Raw genomic sequence first — 19,191 nt, forward strand, 5'->3', positions numbered from 1 at the left:
GTGAGGGCAAATTACTGCGCCTTAGCCGCCTCAGTTTGCTGAGTTTGAGTTGGCTCCAGCTGGAACACCACATCCACCTGATCGTCAAACTGGATGGTTGGCTGCTCGTAAGTTTCCTGAGCAGACACCGGGGCTGCATCAGCCTTCATCATCCGCACCATCGGGCTTGGCTGGTAGTTAGAGACGTGGTAACGCACGCTGTAAACCGGGCCGAGCTTGCTCTTAAAGCCAGAAGCCAGCTGTTCCGCCTGGTGAATGGCGTCATCAATCGCCGCTTTACGCGCTTCGTCTTTGTATTTCTCCGGTTGCGCAACGCCCAGCGACACGGAACGAATTTCGTTCAGACCCGCCTTCAGCGCGCCATCCAGCAGCGAGTTAAGCTTATCCAGCTGACGCACGGTCACTTCGACGGTACGCACGGCACGGTAGCCTTTCAGGATGCTTTTACCATTCTGGTAGTCGTAATCGGGTTGAGTACGCAGGTTCGCGGAGTTGATATCTTTTTTACCGACACCGTTCTGCTCGAGGAAAGAGAGGTATTGCGCAACACGATCGTCAGCCTGCTTCTTGGCAGATGCCGCATCTTTCGCAGACACATTGACTTCAATTGCCAGCGTTGCGACATCGGGTACCGCGTCCACGCTTGCGGTGCCTGAAGTGACGATGTGCGGGGCATCCGGCAGTTCACTTGCCTGCACCGACACCGCACCAAAACTTACTAATGCCGCCAGGGCCATCACCTTAAACTTCACTGTTATTCCTCCATGTTGCGAAGAGTGCCCATTAACAGGGCGCATGCCAGCAAGCTTAGCGGGTCTTGTTCAGTTGTCCATAAGACAAGGATTAGTTGAACAATTCCTGTACGTGATGAATCCCCTCTTTTGCCAGCTGAAAAGCAATAAACCACATCACCAGCCCCACCAGCGTATTAATGATGCGCTGGGCTTTGGCCGTACGCAGACGAGGAGCCAGCCATGCAGCCAGAATGGCGAGGCCAAAGAACCAGAGGAAAGAGGCGCTAACCGTACCCAGCGCAAACCAGCGTTTCGGCTCAACGTCCAGCTGCCCGCCCAGGCTGCCCAGCACCACGAAGGTGTCCAGATAAACATGCGGATTAAGCCAGGTGACCGCCAGCATGGTGACGATAATCTTCCAGCGGCCCTGCTTCATGACTTCCGCGCTCGCCAGTTCGAGGTTGCTGCTCATCGCCGTTTTCAGGGCACCAAAACCGTACCAGAGCAAAAACGCCACGCCACCCCAGGTGACCAGCGCCAGTAGCCAGGGAGACTGCATGAGCAATGCGCTGCCGCCAAAAATTCCGGCACAGATCAGCAGTAAATCGCTTACCGCGCACAGCAGGGCAATCATCAGATGATACTGGCGGCGAATGCCCTGGTTCATCACAAACGCATTTTGCGGGCCAAGGGGAAGGATCATGGCCGCACCTAAGGCAAGCCCTTGAAAATAATAAGATAACATGACGAAATTCTCACAGTATTGTTCTGGAAGGAGACTATACTGCGCGAATTACATTAGAGGAAATTGATAATATTAATTGGGGATTAGCAGCACTTATAAAAATAAAGCCCGGTGGCGCTAGCGCCTACCGGGCCTGCGGGAGAAGTTATTCGGCTTCTTTGACTTTTTTGACGTTTACGTCCATCTGAGGGTACGGGAAGCTGATGCCGTTGGCATCAAAGTCGCGCTTAATGCGTTCCAGCACGTCCCAGTACACGTTTTGCAGATCGCTGCTTTTGCTCCAGATACGCACCACGAAGTTAATGGAGGAAGCGCCCAGCTCGTTCAGGCGAACCGTCTGCTCTTTGTCTTTCAGAATGCGATCGTCTGAAGCAATGATGTTGCTAATCAGCGACTTCACCTGATCGATGTCGGAGTCGTACGCCACGCTGATAATCAGTTCGTTACGACGCACCGGTTCACGGGAAAAGTTAATGATGTTGCCCGCGATGATTTTCCCGTTCGGCACGACCACGATGCGGCCATCGACAGTACGCATGGTAGTTGAGAAAATCTGCACCTGCAGCACGGTCCCGGCAATGCCGCCAAGGTCAACGTATTCGCCGGAGCGGAACGGACGGAAGGTGACCAGCAGAACGCCTGCCGCCAGGTTTGACAGCGAGCCCTGCAGCGCCAGACCAATAGCCAGACCGGCGGCACCAAGAACGGCAATGACGGAGGCGGTCTGCACGCCCACACGGCCCAGCGCCGCAATCAGCGTAAAGGCGATAATGCCGTAGCGCACCAGCGCGGAGAGGAAGTCAGCCACCGTGGCGTCAATATTACGGGCCAGCATTACGCGGTTAACCGTGTTCGATACAATGCGCGCCACGATCATCCCGACGATGATGATGGCAATCGCCGCGACGATGTTCACGGCATAGCTCAGCAGCAGCGCCTGGTTGCGCACCAGCCAGTTACCGGCGTTATTGATGCTGTCTACAACGTCGAGTTGTTCCATTTATTCTTCCTTTTGTTAAACCAAAACACAAAATCCATCCCCCATGGAGACAGGCAGGTCCGTAAAGGGTAAACAAAAAGCGCAAGTATTGCCAAACAGATCACAAAAACCGGCCTGGCAGGGTATTGAAAAAGCATAAAAAAAGGCCCGCATTTGCGGGCCTTCTGATGCTGTTAGCAGCTCAAATTACAGAACGTCTACCGCGTTCAGTTCTTTGAATGCCTGCTCCAGACGAGTAATCATTGAAGTCTGGGCAGCGCGCAGCCATACGCGTGGATCGTAGTATTTCTTGTTCGGCTGGTCTTCGCCTTTCGGGTTGCCCAGCTGACCCTGCAGGTAAGCTTCGTTGGTTTTGTAGTACTGCAGGATACCGTCCCATGTTGCCCACTGGGTGTCGGTATCGATGTTCATTTTCACTACGCCGTAGCTTACGGAGTCTTTGATTTCCTGAGCAGAAGAACCGGAACCGCCGTGGAAGACGAAGTTCAGGCTGTTGTGCGGCAGGTTGTGTTTCTTGGAAACATATTCCTGAGAATCACGCAGGATGGTCGGGGTCAGAACCACGTTACCTGGTTTGTAAACGCCGTGTACGTTACCGAAGGACGCTGCGATGGTGAAGCGTGGGCTGATTTTGCTCAGCTCGGTGTAAGCGTAATCAACGTCTTCTGGCTGGGTGTACAGTGCAGAAGCGTCCATGTGGCTGTTGTCCACACCGTCTTCTTCACCACCGGTGCAACCCAGTTCGATTTCCAGAGTCATGTCCATTTTGGCCATGCGCGCCAGGTATTTGGAGCAGATTTCGATGTTTTCGTGCAGTGACTCTTCAGACAGGTCGATCATGTGAGAAGAGAACAGTGGCTTACCGGTAGCCGCGAAGTGTTTTTCACCCGCGTCCAGCAGACCGTCGATCCACGGCAGCAGTTTCTTCGCGCAGTGGTCAGTGTGCAGGATAACTGGAACACCGTAGTGCTCAGCCATCTGGTGTACGTGGTGCGCACCAGAGATAGCGCCCAGGATTGCAGCACCCTGAGGAATGTCAGTTTTCACGCCTTTACCTGCGATGAACGCAGCGCCGCCGTTAGAGAACTGAACGATAACTGGCGCTTTAACTTTAGCAGCAGTTTCCAGTACGGCGTTGATGGAGTCGGTACCCACGCAGTTAACTGCTGGCAGAGCGAAGTTGTTTTCTTTAGCTACCTGGAACACTTTCTGTACGTCATCACCAGTGATAACGCCAGGTTTTACGAAATCAAAAATTTTAGACATGTTGCTTAGTCCTGTATCTTCGGCCGTTAGAAAAGGTGCGAGCTCTTAAAAGCGCGCTGAAAATTGGGCAGGTTTCCCTGCCCTTGAATGGCTTACTTCTTAGCGCGCTCTTCGAGCATTGCTACTGCTGGCAGTACTTTGCCTTCCACGAATTCGAGGAATGCGCCGCCACCAGTGGAGATGTAGGAGATCTTGTCAGCGATACCGAACAGGTCGATTGCCGCCAGGGTGTCACCACCGCCTGCGATAGAAAACGCTTCGCTGTCTGCGATAGCGTTAGCAACGATTTCAGTACCTTTGCGGAAGTTCGGGAATTCGAACACGCCAACAGGACCGTTCCACAGGATAGTTTTTGCGTTTTTGAGGATTTCAGCCAGTTTCTGTGCAGAAACGTCGCCCAGGTCCAGAATCTGCTCTTCATCTTTGATGTCGTTAACAGATTTCAGGGTCGCGGTTGCGGTTTCGGAGAACTCGGTCGCTACGCGAACGTCAGTTGGAACCGGGATATCGCAGGTGCTCAGCAGGCGTTTGGCTTCGTCAACCAGGTCTGCTTCGTACAGGGATTTGCCCACGTTGTGGCCCTGAGCAGCAACGAAGGTGTTCGCGATACCACCGCCAACGATCAGCTGGTCAGCGATTTTAGACAGGGAATCCAGAACGGTCAGTTTGGTAGAAACTTTAGAACCACCAACGATAGCCACCATTGGACGAGCAGGTTCTTTCAGTGCTTTACCCAGCGCTTCCAGTTCGTCAGCCAGCAGAGGACCGGCGCACGCTACGTCTGCAAATTTACCGATACCGTGGGTTGACGCCTGAGCACGGTGAGCCGTACCGAATGCATCCATCACGAACACGTCGCACAGTGCAGCGTATTTTTTGGACAGAGTTTCGTCGTCTTTCTTTTCGCCTTTGTTAAAGCGAACGTTTTCCAGAACAACCAGTTCACCGGCTGCAACTTCAACGCCGTCCAGGTAATCTTTCACCAGGCGAACCGGGTTGGACAGTTTGTCTTTCAGGTAATTAACCACTGGCAGCAGAGAGAACTCTTCGTTGTACTCGCCTTCAGTTGGACGACCCAGGTGGGAGGTGACCATCACTTTCGCGCCCTGCTTCAGAGCCAGTTCGATGGTTGGCAGAGATGCACGGATACGCGCGTCGCTGGTCACTTTGCCATCTTTAACCGGTACGTTCAGATCGGCACGGATGAAAACGCGTTTACCAGCCAGATCCAGATCGGTCATCTTAATTACAGACATGGTGAATCCTCTCGTTGATTCTTAAAGTTTTGCAGACGCACAATGCGTCTTACCTGAAACCTTGAGCGGCCATTGCTAACGTAGTGTCGAGCATTCGGTTAGCAAAGCCCCATTCGTTATCACACCAGACCAGCGTCTTGATAAGGTGTGCGCCACTGACTCTCGTTTGCGTGCCATCGACGATGGCGCTGTGCGGGTCGTGGTTAAAATCTACTGAGACCAACGGTAATTCCGTATAGTCAACTATACCATGAAATGCCCCCTGTGCCGCTTTTTGCAGCAACAGGTTGACTTCACAGGCTTTTACCGGTTTTTTCACCGTCACGCTAAGGTCGATTGCGGTGACGTTAATCGTCGGAACACGCACGGCAATCGCTTCAAATCGGTCATTAAACTGCGGAAAAATTCGGGTGATCCCTGCAGCCAGTTTCGTGTCCACCGGAATGATTGACTGGCTCGCTGCGCGAGTGCGTCGTAAGTCCGGATGGTAGGCGTCGATAACCTGCTGATCGTGCATGGCGGAGTGAATCGTGGTCACGGTGCCGGATTCAATGCCATACGCATCGTCTAACAGTTTGATGACCGGAATAATGCAGTTAGTGGTACAGGAGGCGTTGGAAACAATGCGGTGTTCGGCCTGCAGCTCATGCTGGTTGACGCCAAACACGACGGTCGCGTCGAGGTCGTTACTGCCGGGATGAGAAAACAGGACTTTTTTCGCGCCTGCTGCCAGATGCGCTTCGCCATGATCGCGGTTGCCGTACACGCCGGTACAGTCAAGCACCACATCCACACCCAGTTCACGCCAGGGTAGCCCGGAGATGCTGTTCTCATGCAGCACACGAATAGCGTCGTCACCCACAAAAAGCCGATCTCTTTCCTGGCGTACATCCCAGGCAAAGCGTCCGTGGCTGGTGTCATATTTCAACAAATGCGCCATGCCCGTAGCATCCGCCAGTTCATTGATTGCCACCACGGTTATTTCCGCCCGACGTCCGGATTCATATAAAGCACGAACCACGTTACGTCCGATGCGACCGAAGCCATTAATCGCTACGCGTACGGTCATAGATCTCCTGCAAAGCAATCCCTGAGTTTGAGGTGGCTGAAAGAGTAATCCAGCTACGCCCGAAGGGGAATCCTTGCTGTCACAAACTGCGATTGATTGGTCAATTGTCGAACATTTAATCGACTGAAACGCTTCAGCAAGAATAAGCGAATCGGGGAATAAAAGGAATGTCTGTCCAGATGAATAAGCGCGCTATATGACTTGCGTCACATTTTAGGTGGAATAATGCCGGCAAGGTAAAAGTAAAACGGTAACCGAGAGGTTACCGTTTTTTAGTGTATGCACCCTCTCCCCGTGGGAGAGGGTTGGGGTGAGGGCATCAGCCCGCACCGTACAAACGATTACAGCAGTTCTTTCGCTTTCGCGACAACGTTCTCAACGGTGAAGCCGAACTCTTCGAACAGCTGTTCTGCAGGAGCAGATTCACCGAAGGTGGTCATACCGACGATAGCACCGTTCAGGCCCACGTATTTGAACCAGTAGTCTGCGATGCCTGCTTCCACTGCCACACGCGCGGAAACCGCTTTAGGCAGGACGGATTCACGGTAAGCAGCATCCTGCTTGTCGAACGCATCGGTAGACGGCATGGAGACCACGCGCGCTTTCACGCCTTCGGCAGTCAGTTTTTCCCACGCTGCAACAGCCAGTTCAACTTCCGAACCGGTGGCGATGAAGATCAGCTCTGGCTGGCCCGCGCAATCTTTCAGCACGTAACCACCGCGAGCGATGTTTGCCAGCTGCTCAGGCGTACGCTCCTGCTGTGCCAGGTTCTGACGGGAGAGAATCAGCGCGGTTGGACCGTCCTGACGCTCAACGCCGTATTTCCACGCCACCGCGGATTCCACCTGGTCACATGGACGCCATGTGCTCATGTTCGGGGTCACGCGCAGGGAAGCCACCTGCTCTACCGGCTGGTGAGTTGGACCATCTTCGCCCAGACCGATGGAGTCGTGGGTGTAGACCATCACCTGACGCTGTTTCATCAGCGCGGCCATACGCACGGCGTTACGTGCATATTCGACAAACATCAGGAAGGTAGAGGTGTACGGCAGGAAACCACCGTGCAGGGAGATACCGTTGGCAATCGCGGTCATACCGAATTCACGTACACCGTAATGGATGTAGTTACCGGCAGTATCTTCGTTGATTGGCTTAGAACCAGACCACAGGGTCAGGTTAGATGGCGCCAGGTCAGCGGAGCCGCCCAGGAATTCTGGAAGCCATGGGCCGAATGCTTCAATCGCATTCTGAGACGCTTTACGGCTCGCGATTTTAGACGGGTTCGCCTGCAGCTTAGCGATGAATTCGTTCGCTTTCGCGTCGAAGTCAGACGGCATATCACCTTTCATACGGCGGGTGAATTCAGCCGCTTCCTGCGGGAACGCTTTCGCATAGGCAGCGAATTTCTCGTTCCAGGCCGCTTCTTTCGCCTGGCCTACTTCTTTTGCATCCCACTGAGCGTAGATCTCAGACGGGATTTCGAATGCAGGGTGTTTCCAGCCCAGCGCTTCGCGGGTCAGTGCGATTTCCGCGTCGCCCAGCGGTGCGCCGTGGGAGTCGTGAGTACCCGCTTTGTTCGGCGAACCGAAGCCAATGATGGTTTTGCACATCAGCAGGGACGGTTTGTCCGTCACAGCGCGCGCTTCTTCCACTGCACGTTTAATCGAGTCAGCATCGTGACCATCAACGCCACGCACTACGTGCCAGCCGTAGGCTTCGAAACGTGCTGCGGTGTCGTCGGTGAACCAGCCTTCAACGTGACCGTCGATGGAGATACCGTTGTCGTCATAGAACGCAACCAGTTTGCCCAGCTTCAGGGTACCTGCCAGGGAGCACACTTCGTGAGAAATGCCTTCCATCATGCAGCCGTCGCCCATGAACGCGTAGGTGAAGTGGTCTACGATGTCGTGACCAGGACGGTTGAACTGCGCCGCCAGCGTCTTCTCGGCAATCGCCATACCCACAGCGTTAGCAATACCCTGACCCAGCGGGCCGGTGGTGGTTTCTACGCCAGCGGTGTAACCCACTTCCGGGTGACCTGGAGTTTTAGAGTGCAGCTGACGGAAGTTTTTCAGCTCTTCGATAGGCAGATCGTAGCCGGTGAGGTGCAGCAGGCTATAGATCAGCATAGAGCCGTGGCCGTTTGACAGCACGAAGCGGTCGCGGTCAGCCCATGACGGGTTCTGCGGGTTGTGGTTCAGGAAATCACGCCACAGGACTTCGGCGATATCAGCCATACCCATAGGAGCCCCTGGGTGGCCGGATTTGGCTTTCTGTACTGCGTCCATGCTCAGCGCACGAATAGCATTAGCAAGCTCTTTACGTGAGGACATTTTAACTCCAGATCGGACTGTTAAAGGCCATGCCCTTGACGACAGCGCGTTTTGGGCTACGCCGGAAAAAAGTGCCAACAATGTAACCCAAGCCGCAAGTCATGTACATGGAGCATTCTTTTGCTTGTTAAGAAATCTCTGGATCATGCTCGCATGTTGCGCAATCTGCTCGCCCGGCCCTGTAGATATTCCTTATACTTAGCCCGACACCGGCTTCGCTGACGGTGCCCTTTTCGGATTTTATTCAGTTTAACGAGTACGGAAGCAACCTCATGAAAATGCGTGCAATAGTGCTGACCCTGGGTACAACGCTCCTGCTGAGCGGCTGTCAGAATATGGATTCTAACGGTCTGATGACGTCAGGCGCAGAGGCCTTTCAGGCCTATTCCCTGAGCGATGCGCAGGTGAAAGCGCTGAGCGACCAGGCCTGTAAAGATATGGACGGAAAAGCCACGCTTGCGCCGGCTAACAGTACCTACACGCAGCGTCTGAATAAGATTGCTTCCGCGCTGGGCGACAACATCAACGGCCAGCCGGTGAACTACAAGGTGTACATGGCGAAAGATGTCAACGCCTTCGCGATGGCGAACGGCTGTATCCGTGTCTACAGCGGGCTGATGGACATGATGACCGACAACGAAGTGGAAGCGGTCATCGGCCATGAAATGGGCCACGTTGCCCTGGGACACGTGAAGAAAGGGATGCAGGTTGCCCTGGGCACCAATGCCATCCGCGCAGCGGCGGCCTCTGCGGGCGGTATCGTTGGCAGCCTGTCGCAGTCACAGCTTGGCGACGTGGGTGAAAAACTGGTTAACTCTCAGTTCTCACAGCGTCAGGAGTCCGAGGCGGATGACTACTCCTACGACCTGTTGCGCAAACGCGGCATTAATCCATCAGGCTTAGCCACCAGCTTCGAAAAACTGGCCAAGCTGGAAGCCGGACGCCAAAGCTCCATGTTTGACGATCACCCGGCCTCAGAAGAACGCGCACAGCATATTCGCGACCGTATGGCCGCAGACGGGATTAAATAATTTCAGAAGGAGGCAATTTTGCCTCCTTTTTATTTCGCATGAATTGTTAACTTAACAGCACGTATCGATAACACCCCTGAAAGCCCCGCCAAATCTGCCTTATCGCCTTGAAATGTCTGGTCACATAATTATTGCAAAGGTTACTTTTTCCGGTAATTATCACCCCCGCAGTTATTCAAATTACTATATCCAGACAGAGACGTTCCCTCCGTGAAAAAAGAATTATCATTAATTGCTTTAAGTTTATTTGCTGCATTACCTGCCGCTGCAAGCCAGCAATCCGACAGCCAGGGTTTTATTGACGACAGCCATCTGGATCTGTTTTTACGCAATGCGTATATCAGCCGCGACTACCATCAGGGCCAGCAGGACAAAGCCGAATGGGGTCAGGGGATCATCGCCACGTTTGCATCCGGCTATACCGAAGGGCTGGTGGGCTTTGGCGTGGACGGAATCGCGCAGTATGGCGTGCGCCTGGACGGCGGCCGCGGCAAGAGCGGCGCGGGCGGCATCGACTTCTTTAAGCAGGAAGACGACGGCCGGGCAAAATCCGATCTGGCAAAGTTTGGCGCAACCGCCAAAATGCGCATCTCGAATACCGTACTGAGCTACGGAAATCAGCGCCCTGAGCTGCCCATCGTGAATGCCGACAGCTCCCGCCTGCTGTTTGAAAGCTACACCGGCACCATGCTGACCTCGAAAGAGATCGACGGTCTGGAAATCAACGCCGGTTACTTCACCGACGAGCAGCGTAAAAGCGATGACCGCCACGACAGTGGACTGAAGAGCCTCTCCTTCGGCGGTGCGAGCTATCAGTTTAACGACCAGTTCAGCGGCGCGCTGTACGCCTCTCGTAATGAAGAGGTGATGAACAAGCAGTACCTGGGCATGAACTTCAAACAGCCGTTCAGCACCGGGCAGCAGCTGGTGCTCGACTTCAACGGCTATAACTCCCGTCTGGATCAGGGTTACGCGGACAGCCTCGACACGGGCCGCAGCAACACCATCTGGAGCCTGGCGGCGAGCTACATCTGGGATATTCACACGTTCAAAGTGGCGTACCAGCAGAGCAGCGGCAGCACCGGCTACAACTACGGCGGCTATCGCGACAAGGGCGGCGTGGGTGACGGCGGAAACACCATCTGGCTGGCGAACTCCTACTGGTCTGATTTTAACGGCGAAGACGAACGTTCCTGGCAGGCATCCTACGGTCTGGACTTTGGCGGCCTTGGCTTACCGGGCCTGAGCTGGACCACTGCCTACGTGCGTGGGGATAATATTAAAACCTCTGAAACCAGCAACGGCAAAGAGCACGAGTGGTTTAACCAGATCCAGTACCAGGTGCAGGATGGTCCGGCGAAGGATCTGAAGCTTAAACTGCGCTACTCCGTCCTACGCGTCTCGAGCAACGCCAGCGAGTACAACGTGGGCGGGGATGAGATCCGCGCTTACGTGGAATACCCGTTTAACGTGTTCTGAAGGCAATAAAAAACCTCTCAATAGAGAGGTTTTTTTTCACGCAAGGTGAGGCTTATTCGCCTTTTTTGGCTGCCTGAATGTAGAGCATTTCCAGCGCCAGAGTCGCTGCGGCCAGCGCGGTGATCTCGGACTGGTCATACGCAGGCGCCACTTCCACCACGTCCATCCCGACAATGTTCAGATCCTTCAGGCCGCGCACCAGCTTGATGGCACGATCTGAGGTCAAACCGCCGATGACCGGCGTACCGGTGCCCGGTGCAAATGCCGGATCCAGACAGTCGATGTCGAAGGTCAGATACACGGGCATATCACCCACGATCTGCTTCACCTGAGCGATGATGTCGTCCACGCCGCGATCGTTAACCTGGCCCGCATCCAGCACGGTGAAACCGTTGTCTTTGTCGAACTCGGTGCGAATGCCGATCTGCACGGAGTGGTTCGGGTCGATCAGACCTTCGTTCGGCGCGGTGAAGAACATGGTGCCGTGGTCAAACTCGCAGCCGTTCGCGTAGGTGTCGGTATGTGCATCGAAGTGCACCAGCGCCATTTTACCGAAGTGCTTCGCATGGGCGCGCAGCAGCGGCAGGGTTACGAAATGGTCACCGCCGAACGAGAGCATGCGCTTACCGGCAGCCAGCAGCTTCTCGGCGTGCGCCTGCAGCTTCTCGCTCATCTCACGCGCGTCGCCGAAGGCGTACACCAGGTCACCGCAGTCCACGACGTTCAGGCGCTCGCGCATGTCGAAGTTCCACGGGAAGCGGTTATGCTCCCAGGCCAGGTTAGTGGAAACCTGACGGATCGCTGCCGGGCCGTGACGCCCCCCCGCGCGGCCAGATGTTGCCATATCGAACGGCACGCCGGTGATCACCCAGTCAGCGTCGCTGTCGTACGGCTGGAAGTTCATCGGAAGGCGTAAAAAACCAAACGCGTTAGATACCAGAGAGTTATCGTACTGATGACCTAAAGTGCTCATGTCCTGACCTCTTTTAAAGTCGATACATTAAAAACAGATGAAAAAAAATCCCCTCCGCGTCGTTAAACCCGACGAGGAAGGGATTGATTCGTAAATCGCTTATTGGGGCGAATTATCGCCGGTAATGCATACGGGTTCAAGTGAGTATAGGGCATTGTGCGGTCTGATGCCCTCACCCCGCCCTCTCCCTGAGGGAGAGGGCGTTTTCCTACTCGTCTTCCAGGTAGGTGTACCCGTACAGGCCCGCTTCAAACTCTTCCAGGAACTGCTGCTGGAGCGCATCGTCCAGACCGGTGTTTTTCACCTGGTCGCGGAACTGAGTGAGCAGTTTTTTCGGATCCAGCTGAACGTATTCCAGCATGTCCGCCACGGTGTCCCCTTCATCGGACAGCTCAATTTCCACGTTGCCGTCAGGGAACACGAACACGTCCACCGCTTCGGTATCACCGAACAGGTTGTGCATGTTGCCGAGGATCTCCTGATACGCGCCGACCATAAAGAAGCCCAGCATCGGCGGGTTCTCCGGGTCGTATTCCGGCATTGGCATCGTCGTTGCGATACCGTCGCCGTCGACGTAGTGGTCGATGGCACCGTCGGAATCACAGGTGATATCCAGCAGCACCGCACGACGTTCCGGCGCGTGGTTCAGCCCTTCCAGCGGCAGAACCGGGAACAGCTGGTCGATCCCCCAGGCATCCGGCATCGACTGGAACAGCGAGAAGTTGACGTAAATCTTGTCCGCCATACGTTCCTGCAGCTCGTCGATAATCGGACGGTGCGCGCGGTTGCTCGGGTCGAGCTGTTTCTGCACTTCATGGCACATGTTCAGGTAGAGCTGTTCCGCCCACGCGCGCTCCTGCAGGCTGAAGGTGCCTGAAGAATAACCCACGTGAATGTCATGCAGATCCATCTGGCTGTCGTGCAGCCATTCGCGCAGGGAACGACGCGTGCCCGGCTCGTGCATTTCCTGCCAGGTTTCCCACATGCTTTGCAGGGAACGCGGAGCATCGTCTGCCGGAGGCGTCGCTTCTGAGATTTCGCTACGCTCAACGCCGATGATGTTAGAGACCAGCACCGTATGGTGCGCGGTCACCGCGCGACCGGATTCGGTGATCACCGTCGGGTGCGGCAGGCCGTTCTCTTCACAGGCATCACCGATCGCCCAGATGATGTTGTTCGCGTATTCGTTCAGGCCGTAGTTCACGGAACAGTCAGACTGCGAGCGGGTCCCTTCGTAGTCCACGCCCAGGCCGCCGCCCACGTCGAAGCACTGAATATTTACGCCGAGCTTGTGCAGCTCAACGTAGAAACGCGCTGACTCACGCACGCCGGTGGCGATGTCGCGAATATTGGCCATCTGCGAGCCGAGGTGGAAGTGCAGCAGCTGAATGCTGTCCAGACGACCGCGCTCGCGCAGGATTTCCACCAGCTGCAGCACCTGGTTTGCCGCCAGGCCGAACTTGGATTTCTCGCCGCCGGAGGACTGCCATTTACCGGAACCTTGTGACGCCAGACGCGCACGCACGCCAAGGCGCGGCACCACGTTCAGACGTTCGGCCTCTTCCAGCACGATGGCGATTTCGGTCATCTTTTCGATAACCAGATAGACCTTGTGGCCCATCTTTTCGCCGATCAGCGCCAGACGAATGTATTCACGGTCTTTATAGCCGTTACAGACGATCACTGAACGGGTCATGCCCGCATGCGCCAGAACCGCCATCAGCTCCGCTTTGGAGCCAGCTTCCAGGCCCAGCGGCTCGCCGGAGTGGATCAGGGATTCAATCACGCGGCGGTGCTGGTTCACCTTGATCGGGTAAACCAGGAAATAGTCGCCTTTATAGCCGTAGGACTCACGCGCGCGCTTGAACGCGGCGTTAATAGAACGCAGGCGATGTTGCAGGATCTGCGGGAAGCAGAACAGTGCAGGCAAACGCTGGCCCTGAGCCTCACGGGCTTTCACCAGTTTCGCGAGATCCACGCGCGCTTCAGGGACGTCCGGATCCGGGCAGACGCTGATGTGGCCCAGTTCGTTGACGTCGTAGTAGTTATTGCCCCACCAGGCAATATTGTAAGTGCGCAGCATCTTGCTGGCTTCCTCGGAGCTCATCGCAACCTCCTGCATAGAACGTAGTACACCCTGTTCGCCCGCTGACGAAGGCGAAAAAGAAGACATGTCGTCAGACATAGCGAACCTCAACTCTTTGTAATAAGTGTAAAACAGTTGACTACTATCGCAGCGTTATACGGCGATAACAACCCATAAACGGCTCCGTTTCCCAGCAGAGTATGCTGAAAACCAGACCGTGCGACCGGTTTCTTATTCATATCATTGTAAAACACGTATCCGAACTCTGTATGACAAGGTTCGGCGAAACCACGAGAAAACTCTTGTATTAACAAGAGCGCCCTTGTTCAGTTTTCACAAAGCGTGACCGGCCCTGGAATCCTGAGAAGCGCCGAGATGGGTATAACATCGGCAGGTTTGCAGACTAGAAATGCGGGTTGCGGGAATCAAATACGCGCCAGAACGGCTGCGCTGAATGTGCGGAAAACGATGGTTCATTATCTGGTATCACCTCCACGGCCGCCTCTGCTGAAACGGACCACAAGCCAAAGCTAAAAGTTCACTGCTTAACCCGGCTGGAAGTGGCGACACGATGAGTTCATCGAGCGCTTATTTTATATGAGCCGCGCGCCGCGTTTTATACCGAGAACAGGGGTAAAAAGCAAAAGATAAATGTGCGTGTTGCCGGGGCCGTCAGGAATTATTGCCAGCCGTAATTTCAACTGAGTGAGAGGTTAGTCAAAAAAAACTGGAAATCGGGCGAAGAAGTGACCTAAAATAGCCGTCCAGATGTTAATCCATCTATACTGATTAACACTCATACTGCCAGTGTCAAAAACCTGCAGGCCTTGGTAGAATTATCTCCTTTGGCTATTCCGCACAGCAGCTTGAGCTAACCAAATTCCTCTTAGGTGAAATAAAACATGGCAAAACACCTGTTTACGTCCGAGTCCGTATCAGAAGGACATCCTGATAAAATTGCTGACCAAATCTCCGATGCAGTGCTGGATGCGATCCTGGCGCAGGATCCTAAAGCGCGCGTCGCGTGCGAAACCTATGTCAAAACCGGCATGGTTCTGGTTGGCGGTGAGATCACCACCAGCGCATGGGTTGATATCGAAGAGATCACCCGTAACACGGTGCGTGAGATCGGCTATGTGCATTCTGATATGGGCTTTGATGCCAACTCCTGCGCGGTTCTGAGCGCGATTGGCAAACAGTCTCCAGACATCAACCAGGGCGTTGACCGTGCCGATCCGCTGGAACAGGGCGCGGGCGACCAGGGCCTGATGTTCGGCTATGCAACCAACGAAACCGACGTGCTGATGCCAGCACCGGTCACCTACGCACACCGTCTGGTGCAGCGTCAGGCTGAAGTGCGTAAAAACGGCACCCTGCCGTGGCTGCGCCCGGATGCGAAAAGCCAGGTCACCTTCCAGTATGACGACGGCAAAATCGTTGGGATTGACGCGGTAGTGCTTTCTACCCAGCATTCCGAAGATATCGATCAGAAATCCCTGCAGGAAGCAGTGATGGAAGAGATCATCAAGCCGGTTCTGCCGACCGAATGGCTGAGCTCTGCGACCAAATTCTTCATCAACCCAACCGGACGCTTCGTTATCGGCGGCCCAATGGGCGACTGCGGCCTGACCGGTCGTAAAATCATCGTTGATACCTACGGCGGCATGGCGCGTCACGGTGGCGGTGCGTTCTCTGGTAAAGATCCGTCTAAAGTTGACCGTTCTGCGGCGTACGCGGCACGTTATGTGGCGAAAAACATCGTTGCAGCCGGCCTGGCTGACCGCTGTGAGATCCAGGTTTCCTACGCGATCGGCGTAGCTGAGCCAACCTCCATCATGGTTGAAACCTTCGGTACCGAGAAAGTGCCTTCAGAACAGCTGACGCTGCTGGTGCGCGAGTTCTTCGACCTGCGTCCATACGGCCTGATTCAGATGCTGGATCTGCTGCACCCAATCTACAAAGAAACCGCGGCATACGGTCACTTTGGTCGTGAACATTTCCCATGGGAAAAAACCGACAAAGCCGCCCTGCTGCGTGAAGCTGCCGGTCTGAAGTAATCGACTGACATCTGCGTGATAAAAGGCCAGCCTTCGGGCTGGCCTTTTTTTGTTGGTGGCGCCGCAAAGGTGCACATATGGTACCGATTACACCGCACCGGATGCGTCTCGCTTTCAGAATATTCTCTTTGCATGATCGCCTTTCTTCTGCTGTTACATCTTCTTTCAGTTAAGTCTGAAATGTGTTCTTTCGCGATGCATATCACCTCGTTTACCTCTATATTTTCAAAGCTTTAATTATTTTTACGGTTGCACGCTAGTGTAACCGATTACACCTATGTGATTAATCTCACATATTTTTACGGGTCACTCACCTACCCTTTACATCAATAAAACTGATAACCCAACTGGAGGGCATAATGCCTGACAATAAAAAACAGGGGCGTACGTCCAACAAGGCGATGACATTCTTCGTCTGTTTCCTCGCCGCCCTGGCAGGATTACTTTTTGGCCTGGATATCGGCGTTATTGCCGGTGCATTACCTTTCATCACTGACGAGTTCCAGATCAGCGCTCACACCCAGGAGTGGGTGGTCAGCTCCATGATGTTCGGTGCCGCAGTGGGTGCCGTCGGCAGCGGCTGGCTCTCCTTCAAGCTCGGGCGTAAAAAGAGCCTGATGATCGGCGCGATCCTGTTCGTTGCCGGTTCACTCTTCTCTGCCGCTGCGCCTAACGTTGAGGTTCTGCTGGTTTCCCGCGTGCTGCTCGGCCTGGCCGTGGGCGTGGCGTCCTATACCGCCCCGCTTTACCTGTCTGAAATCGCGCCGGAGAAAATCCGCGGCAGTATGATTTCGATGTATCAGCTCATGATCACCATCGGTATTTTGGGCGCGTACCTTTCCGATACCGCGTTTAGCTACAGCGGCGCATGGCGCTGGATGCTCGGCGTGATCATCATCCCGGCAATTCTGCTGCTGATTGGCGTCTTCTTCCTGCCGGACAGCCCGCGCTGGTTTGCCGCCAAACGTCGATTCCACGATGCCGAACGCGTACTGATGCGCCTGCGCGACACCAGCGCCGAAGCGAAAAACGAGCTGGAAGAGATCCGCGAAAGCCTGAAGGTCAAACAGTCCGGCTGGGCGCTGTTTAAAGAGAACAGCAACTTCCGCCGCGCGGTGTTCCTCGGCGTGCTGCTTCAGGTCATGCAGCAGTTCACCGGGATGAACGTCATCATGTATTACGCGCCAAAAATCTTTGAGCTGGCGGGCTATACCAACACCACCGAGCAGATGTGGGGGACCGTCATCGTGGGTCTGACCAACGTGCTGGCGACCTTTATCGCCATCGGCCTGGTGGACCGCTGGGGACGTAAGCCAACCCTGACGCTGGGCTTCCTGGTGATGGCGGCCGGTATGGGTGTCCTCGGTACCATGATGCATGTGGGCATTCACTCACCAACCGCCCAGTACTTTGCGGTCGGCATGCTGCTGATGTTTATCGTCGGGTTTGCGATGAGCGCCGGCCCGCTGATTTGGGTGCTGTGCTCTGAGATCCAGCCGCTGAAAGGGCGTGATTTTGGTATCACCTGCTCTACCGCAACCAACTGGATTGCCAACATGATCGTCGGCGCAACGTTCCTGACCATGCTCAATACCCTGGGCAACGCGAACACCTTCTGGGTCTACGCTGGTCTGAACATCTTCTTTATTGTGCTGACAATCTGGCTGGTTCCAGAAACCAAACACGTTTCTCTGGAACATATTGAACGTAACCTGATGAAAGGTCGTCCGCTGCGCGAAATCGGCGCCCACGACTGATCCTCATGCGGGAGGCGCCTCTTGCGCCTCCCCGCTTCGCGCTTTATGCTCTGCCCCTATGAAAGCACCCCGTCTTCCCATCGCCCTTCAGCAAGCCGTTATGCGCAGCCTGCGGGAAAAACTCGCCCAGGCGAACCTGAAGCTCGGCCGCAATTACCCTGAACCTAAGATCGTTTATCAGCAGCGCGGCACCGCGGCGGGTACCGCCTGGCTCGAGCCCTATGAGATCCGCCTTAACCCGGTGCTGATGATGGAAAACCAGCAGGCGTTTATCGAGGAAGTGGTACCGCACGAGCTGGCGCATCTGCTGGCGTGGAAACACTTCGGACGCGTCGCGCCCCACGGCAAGGAGTGGAAGTGGATGATGGAAGCGGTGCTCGGCGTTCCGGCACGCCGTACCCATCAGTTCGAGCTGGAATCGGTGCGCCGCAATACCTTCCCCTACCGCTGCCAGTGTCAGCAGCACCAGCTTACCGTCCGCCGCCATAATCGCGTGGTGCGCGGCGAGGCGACCTACCGCTGCGTCAAATGCGGCGAGCCGCTGGTTGCGGAATAATCATCTGAACTTTCAGGAACTTTCCTGATCTGACTGATTGCATACGGGAACAACATTCGTTACGTTGCGGGCTCGTTTTGACACGGAGTGTAAGATGTCCCGTAATTTTTCTCTCGCGGTCGCTTTTCTGACGACGGCGCTCTCAGGCCATGCTCTGGCCGACGGTATCAACAGTTTTTCCCAGGCCAAGGCAGCAGGCGTGAAGGTGAACGCCGATGTGCCGGGCGATTTCTACTGCGGCTGTAAAATTAACTGGCAGGGTAAAAAAGGGGTCGTTGACCTTGAGTCCTGCGGCTATAAGGTGCGTAAAAACGAAAACCGCGCCAGCCGCATTGAATGGGAACATGTCGTTCCGGCCTGGCAGTTTGGCCATCAGCGCCAGTGCTGGCAGGATGGCGGACGTAAAAACTGCGCCAAAGATCCGGTTTATCGCCAGATGGAAAGCGATATGCATAACCTGCAGCCTGCCATAGGTGAAGTGAACGGAGACCGGGGTAATTTCATGTACAGCCAGTGGAACGGTGGCGAAGGCCAGTACGGCCAGTGCGGTATGAAGGTTGATTTTAAAGAGAAAGTCGCCGAGCCCCCTGCCCGCGCGCGCGGCAGCATTGCCCGCACCTACTTCTATATGCGTGACCGTTACGACCTCAACCTCTCCCGCCAGCAGACGCAGCTGTTCAACGCCTGGGACAAGCAGTACCCGGTGACGGAGTGGGAATGCCAGCGCGACGAACGCATCGCCAGAGTCCAGGGGAATCACAACCCTTACGTCCAGCGGGCTTGCCAGGCGCAAAAGAGCTAACCTACACTACGGCCATTCGCTTATATCGCATGACACATGGAATTTCT

At 55.0% G+C, this 19,191-nt stretch carries 16 protein-coding genes; 6 read left to right on the top strand and 10 right to left on the bottom strand.

Annotated features, from left to right (window positions below; all coding sequences use genetic code 11):
* Window positions 1-11: 11 nt before the first annotated feature.
* The 7 genes from NWV12_RS18275 to tkt all read right to left on the bottom strand — a co-directional run bounded on the left by NWV12_RS18275 (window position 12) and on the right by tkt (window position 8,403).
* Window positions 12-752, bottom strand: coding sequence for an oxidative stress defense protein (locus NWV12_RS18275; protein ID WP_048979364.1), 741 nt, complete (start codon window positions 750-752; stop codon window positions 12-14).
* Window positions 753-843: 91 nt separating this feature from the next.
* Window positions 844-1,479, bottom strand: a complete 636-nt coding sequence (argO, locus tag NWV12_RS18280; protein WP_021242063.1) for an arginine exporter ArgO — start codon at window positions 1,477-1,479, stop codon at window positions 844-846.
* 145 nt (window positions 1,480-1,624) lie between these two features.
* A complete protein-coding gene (gene mscS / locus NWV12_RS18285) occupies window positions 1,625-2,479 on the bottom strand; it encodes a small-conductance mechanosensitive channel MscS (protein ID WP_033146600.1) in 855 nt (284 codons plus the stop codon).
* Between the two features lie 186 nt (window positions 2,480-2,665).
* A complete protein-coding gene (gene fbaA / locus NWV12_RS18290) occupies window positions 2,666-3,745 on the bottom strand; it encodes a class II fructose-bisphosphate aldolase (RefSeq protein WP_032660076.1) in 1,080 nt (359 codons plus the stop codon).
* 92 nt (window positions 3,746-3,837) lie between these two features.
* A complete protein-coding gene (pgk, locus tag NWV12_RS18295; RefSeq protein WP_023333323.1) occupies window positions 3,838-5,001 on the bottom strand; it encodes a phosphoglycerate kinase in 1,164 nt (387 codons plus the stop codon).
* A gap of 49 nt (window positions 5,002-5,050) precedes the next feature.
* Window positions 5,051-6,070, bottom strand: a complete 1,020-nt coding sequence (gene epd / locus NWV12_RS18300; RefSeq protein ID WP_048979365.1) for an erythrose-4-phosphate dehydrogenase — start codon at window positions 6,068-6,070, stop codon at window positions 5,051-5,053.
* A gap of 341 nt (window positions 6,071-6,411) precedes the next feature.
* The gene (tkt, locus tag NWV12_RS18305; RefSeq protein WP_045355615.1) at window positions 6,412-8,403 is read right to left on the bottom strand and encodes a transketolase; all 1,992 of its coding nucleotides are present in this window, start codon (window positions 8,401-8,403) and stop codon (window positions 6,412-6,414) included.
* A gap of 272 nt (window positions 8,404-8,675) precedes the next feature.
* On the opposite strand from tkt, the gene NWV12_RS18310 reads away from it, so the two are divergent.
* Window positions 8,676-9,434, top strand: coding sequence for a M48 family metallopeptidase (locus tag NWV12_RS18310; protein ID WP_047060435.1), 759 nt, complete (start codon window positions 8,676-8,678; stop codon window positions 9,432-9,434).
* Window positions 9,435-9,644: 210 nt separating this feature from the next.
* Entirely contained in the window at window positions 9,645-10,913 is a 1,269-nt protein-coding gene (locus tag NWV12_RS18315) for an OprD family outer membrane porin (protein ID WP_048979366.1), read from the top strand.
* 52 nt (window positions 10,914-10,965) lie between these two features.
* Here the strand turns inward: NWV12_RS18315 and speB are convergent, their stop codons facing one another.
* From speB to yqgB, 3 genes are all read right to left on the bottom strand, one after another.
* Window positions 10,966-11,886, bottom strand: a complete 921-nt coding sequence (gene speB / locus NWV12_RS18320; RefSeq protein ID WP_014071686.1) for an agmatinase — start codon at window positions 11,884-11,886, stop codon at window positions 10,966-10,968.
* A gap of 208 nt (window positions 11,887-12,094) precedes the next feature.
* On the bottom strand, window positions 12,095-14,071 hold the full coding sequence (gene speA / locus NWV12_RS18325) for a biosynthetic arginine decarboxylase (protein WP_023309121.1): 1,977 nt from the start codon (window positions 14,069-14,071) through the stop codon (window positions 12,095-12,097).
* Between the two features lie 8 nt (window positions 14,072-14,079).
* On the bottom strand, window positions 14,080-14,211 hold the full coding sequence (gene yqgB / locus NWV12_RS18330; RefSeq protein WP_127341063.1) for an acid stress response protein YqgB: 132 nt from the start codon (window positions 14,209-14,211) through the stop codon (window positions 14,080-14,082).
* Window positions 14,212-14,874: 663 nt separating this feature from the next.
* Here yqgB and metK point away from each other — a divergent pair.
* From metK to endA, 4 genes are all read left to right on the top strand, one after another.
* Entirely contained in the window at window positions 14,875-16,029 is a 1,155-nt protein-coding gene (metK, locus tag NWV12_RS18335) for a methionine adenosyltransferase (protein WP_010435443.1), read from the top strand.
* 359 nt (window positions 16,030-16,388) lie between these two features.
* Window positions 16,389-17,786, top strand: coding sequence for a galactose/proton symporter (galP, locus tag NWV12_RS18340; protein WP_023309123.1), 1,398 nt, complete (start codon window positions 16,389-16,391; stop codon window positions 17,784-17,786).
* 58 nt (window positions 17,787-17,844) lie between these two features.
* Entirely contained in the window at window positions 17,845-18,342 is a 498-nt protein-coding gene (locus NWV12_RS18345) for a SprT family zinc-dependent metalloprotease (protein ID WP_048979369.1), read from the top strand.
* A 94-nt stretch (window positions 18,343-18,436) separates the two neighbouring features.
* Window positions 18,437-19,144 carry a deoxyribonuclease I gene (gene endA / locus NWV12_RS18350; protein WP_048979370.1) on the top strand — a complete coding sequence of 236 codons (708 nt, stop codon included), beginning with the start codon at window positions 18,437-18,439 and terminating at the stop codon, window positions 19,142-19,144.
* Window positions 19,145-19,191: the final 47 nt, after the last annotated feature.

This window comes from Enterobacter sp. Crenshaw (genome assembly GCF_024734705.1).
GTDB lineage: Bacteria > Pseudomonadota > Gammaproteobacteria > Enterobacterales > Enterobacteriaceae > Enterobacter > Enterobacter asburiae_B.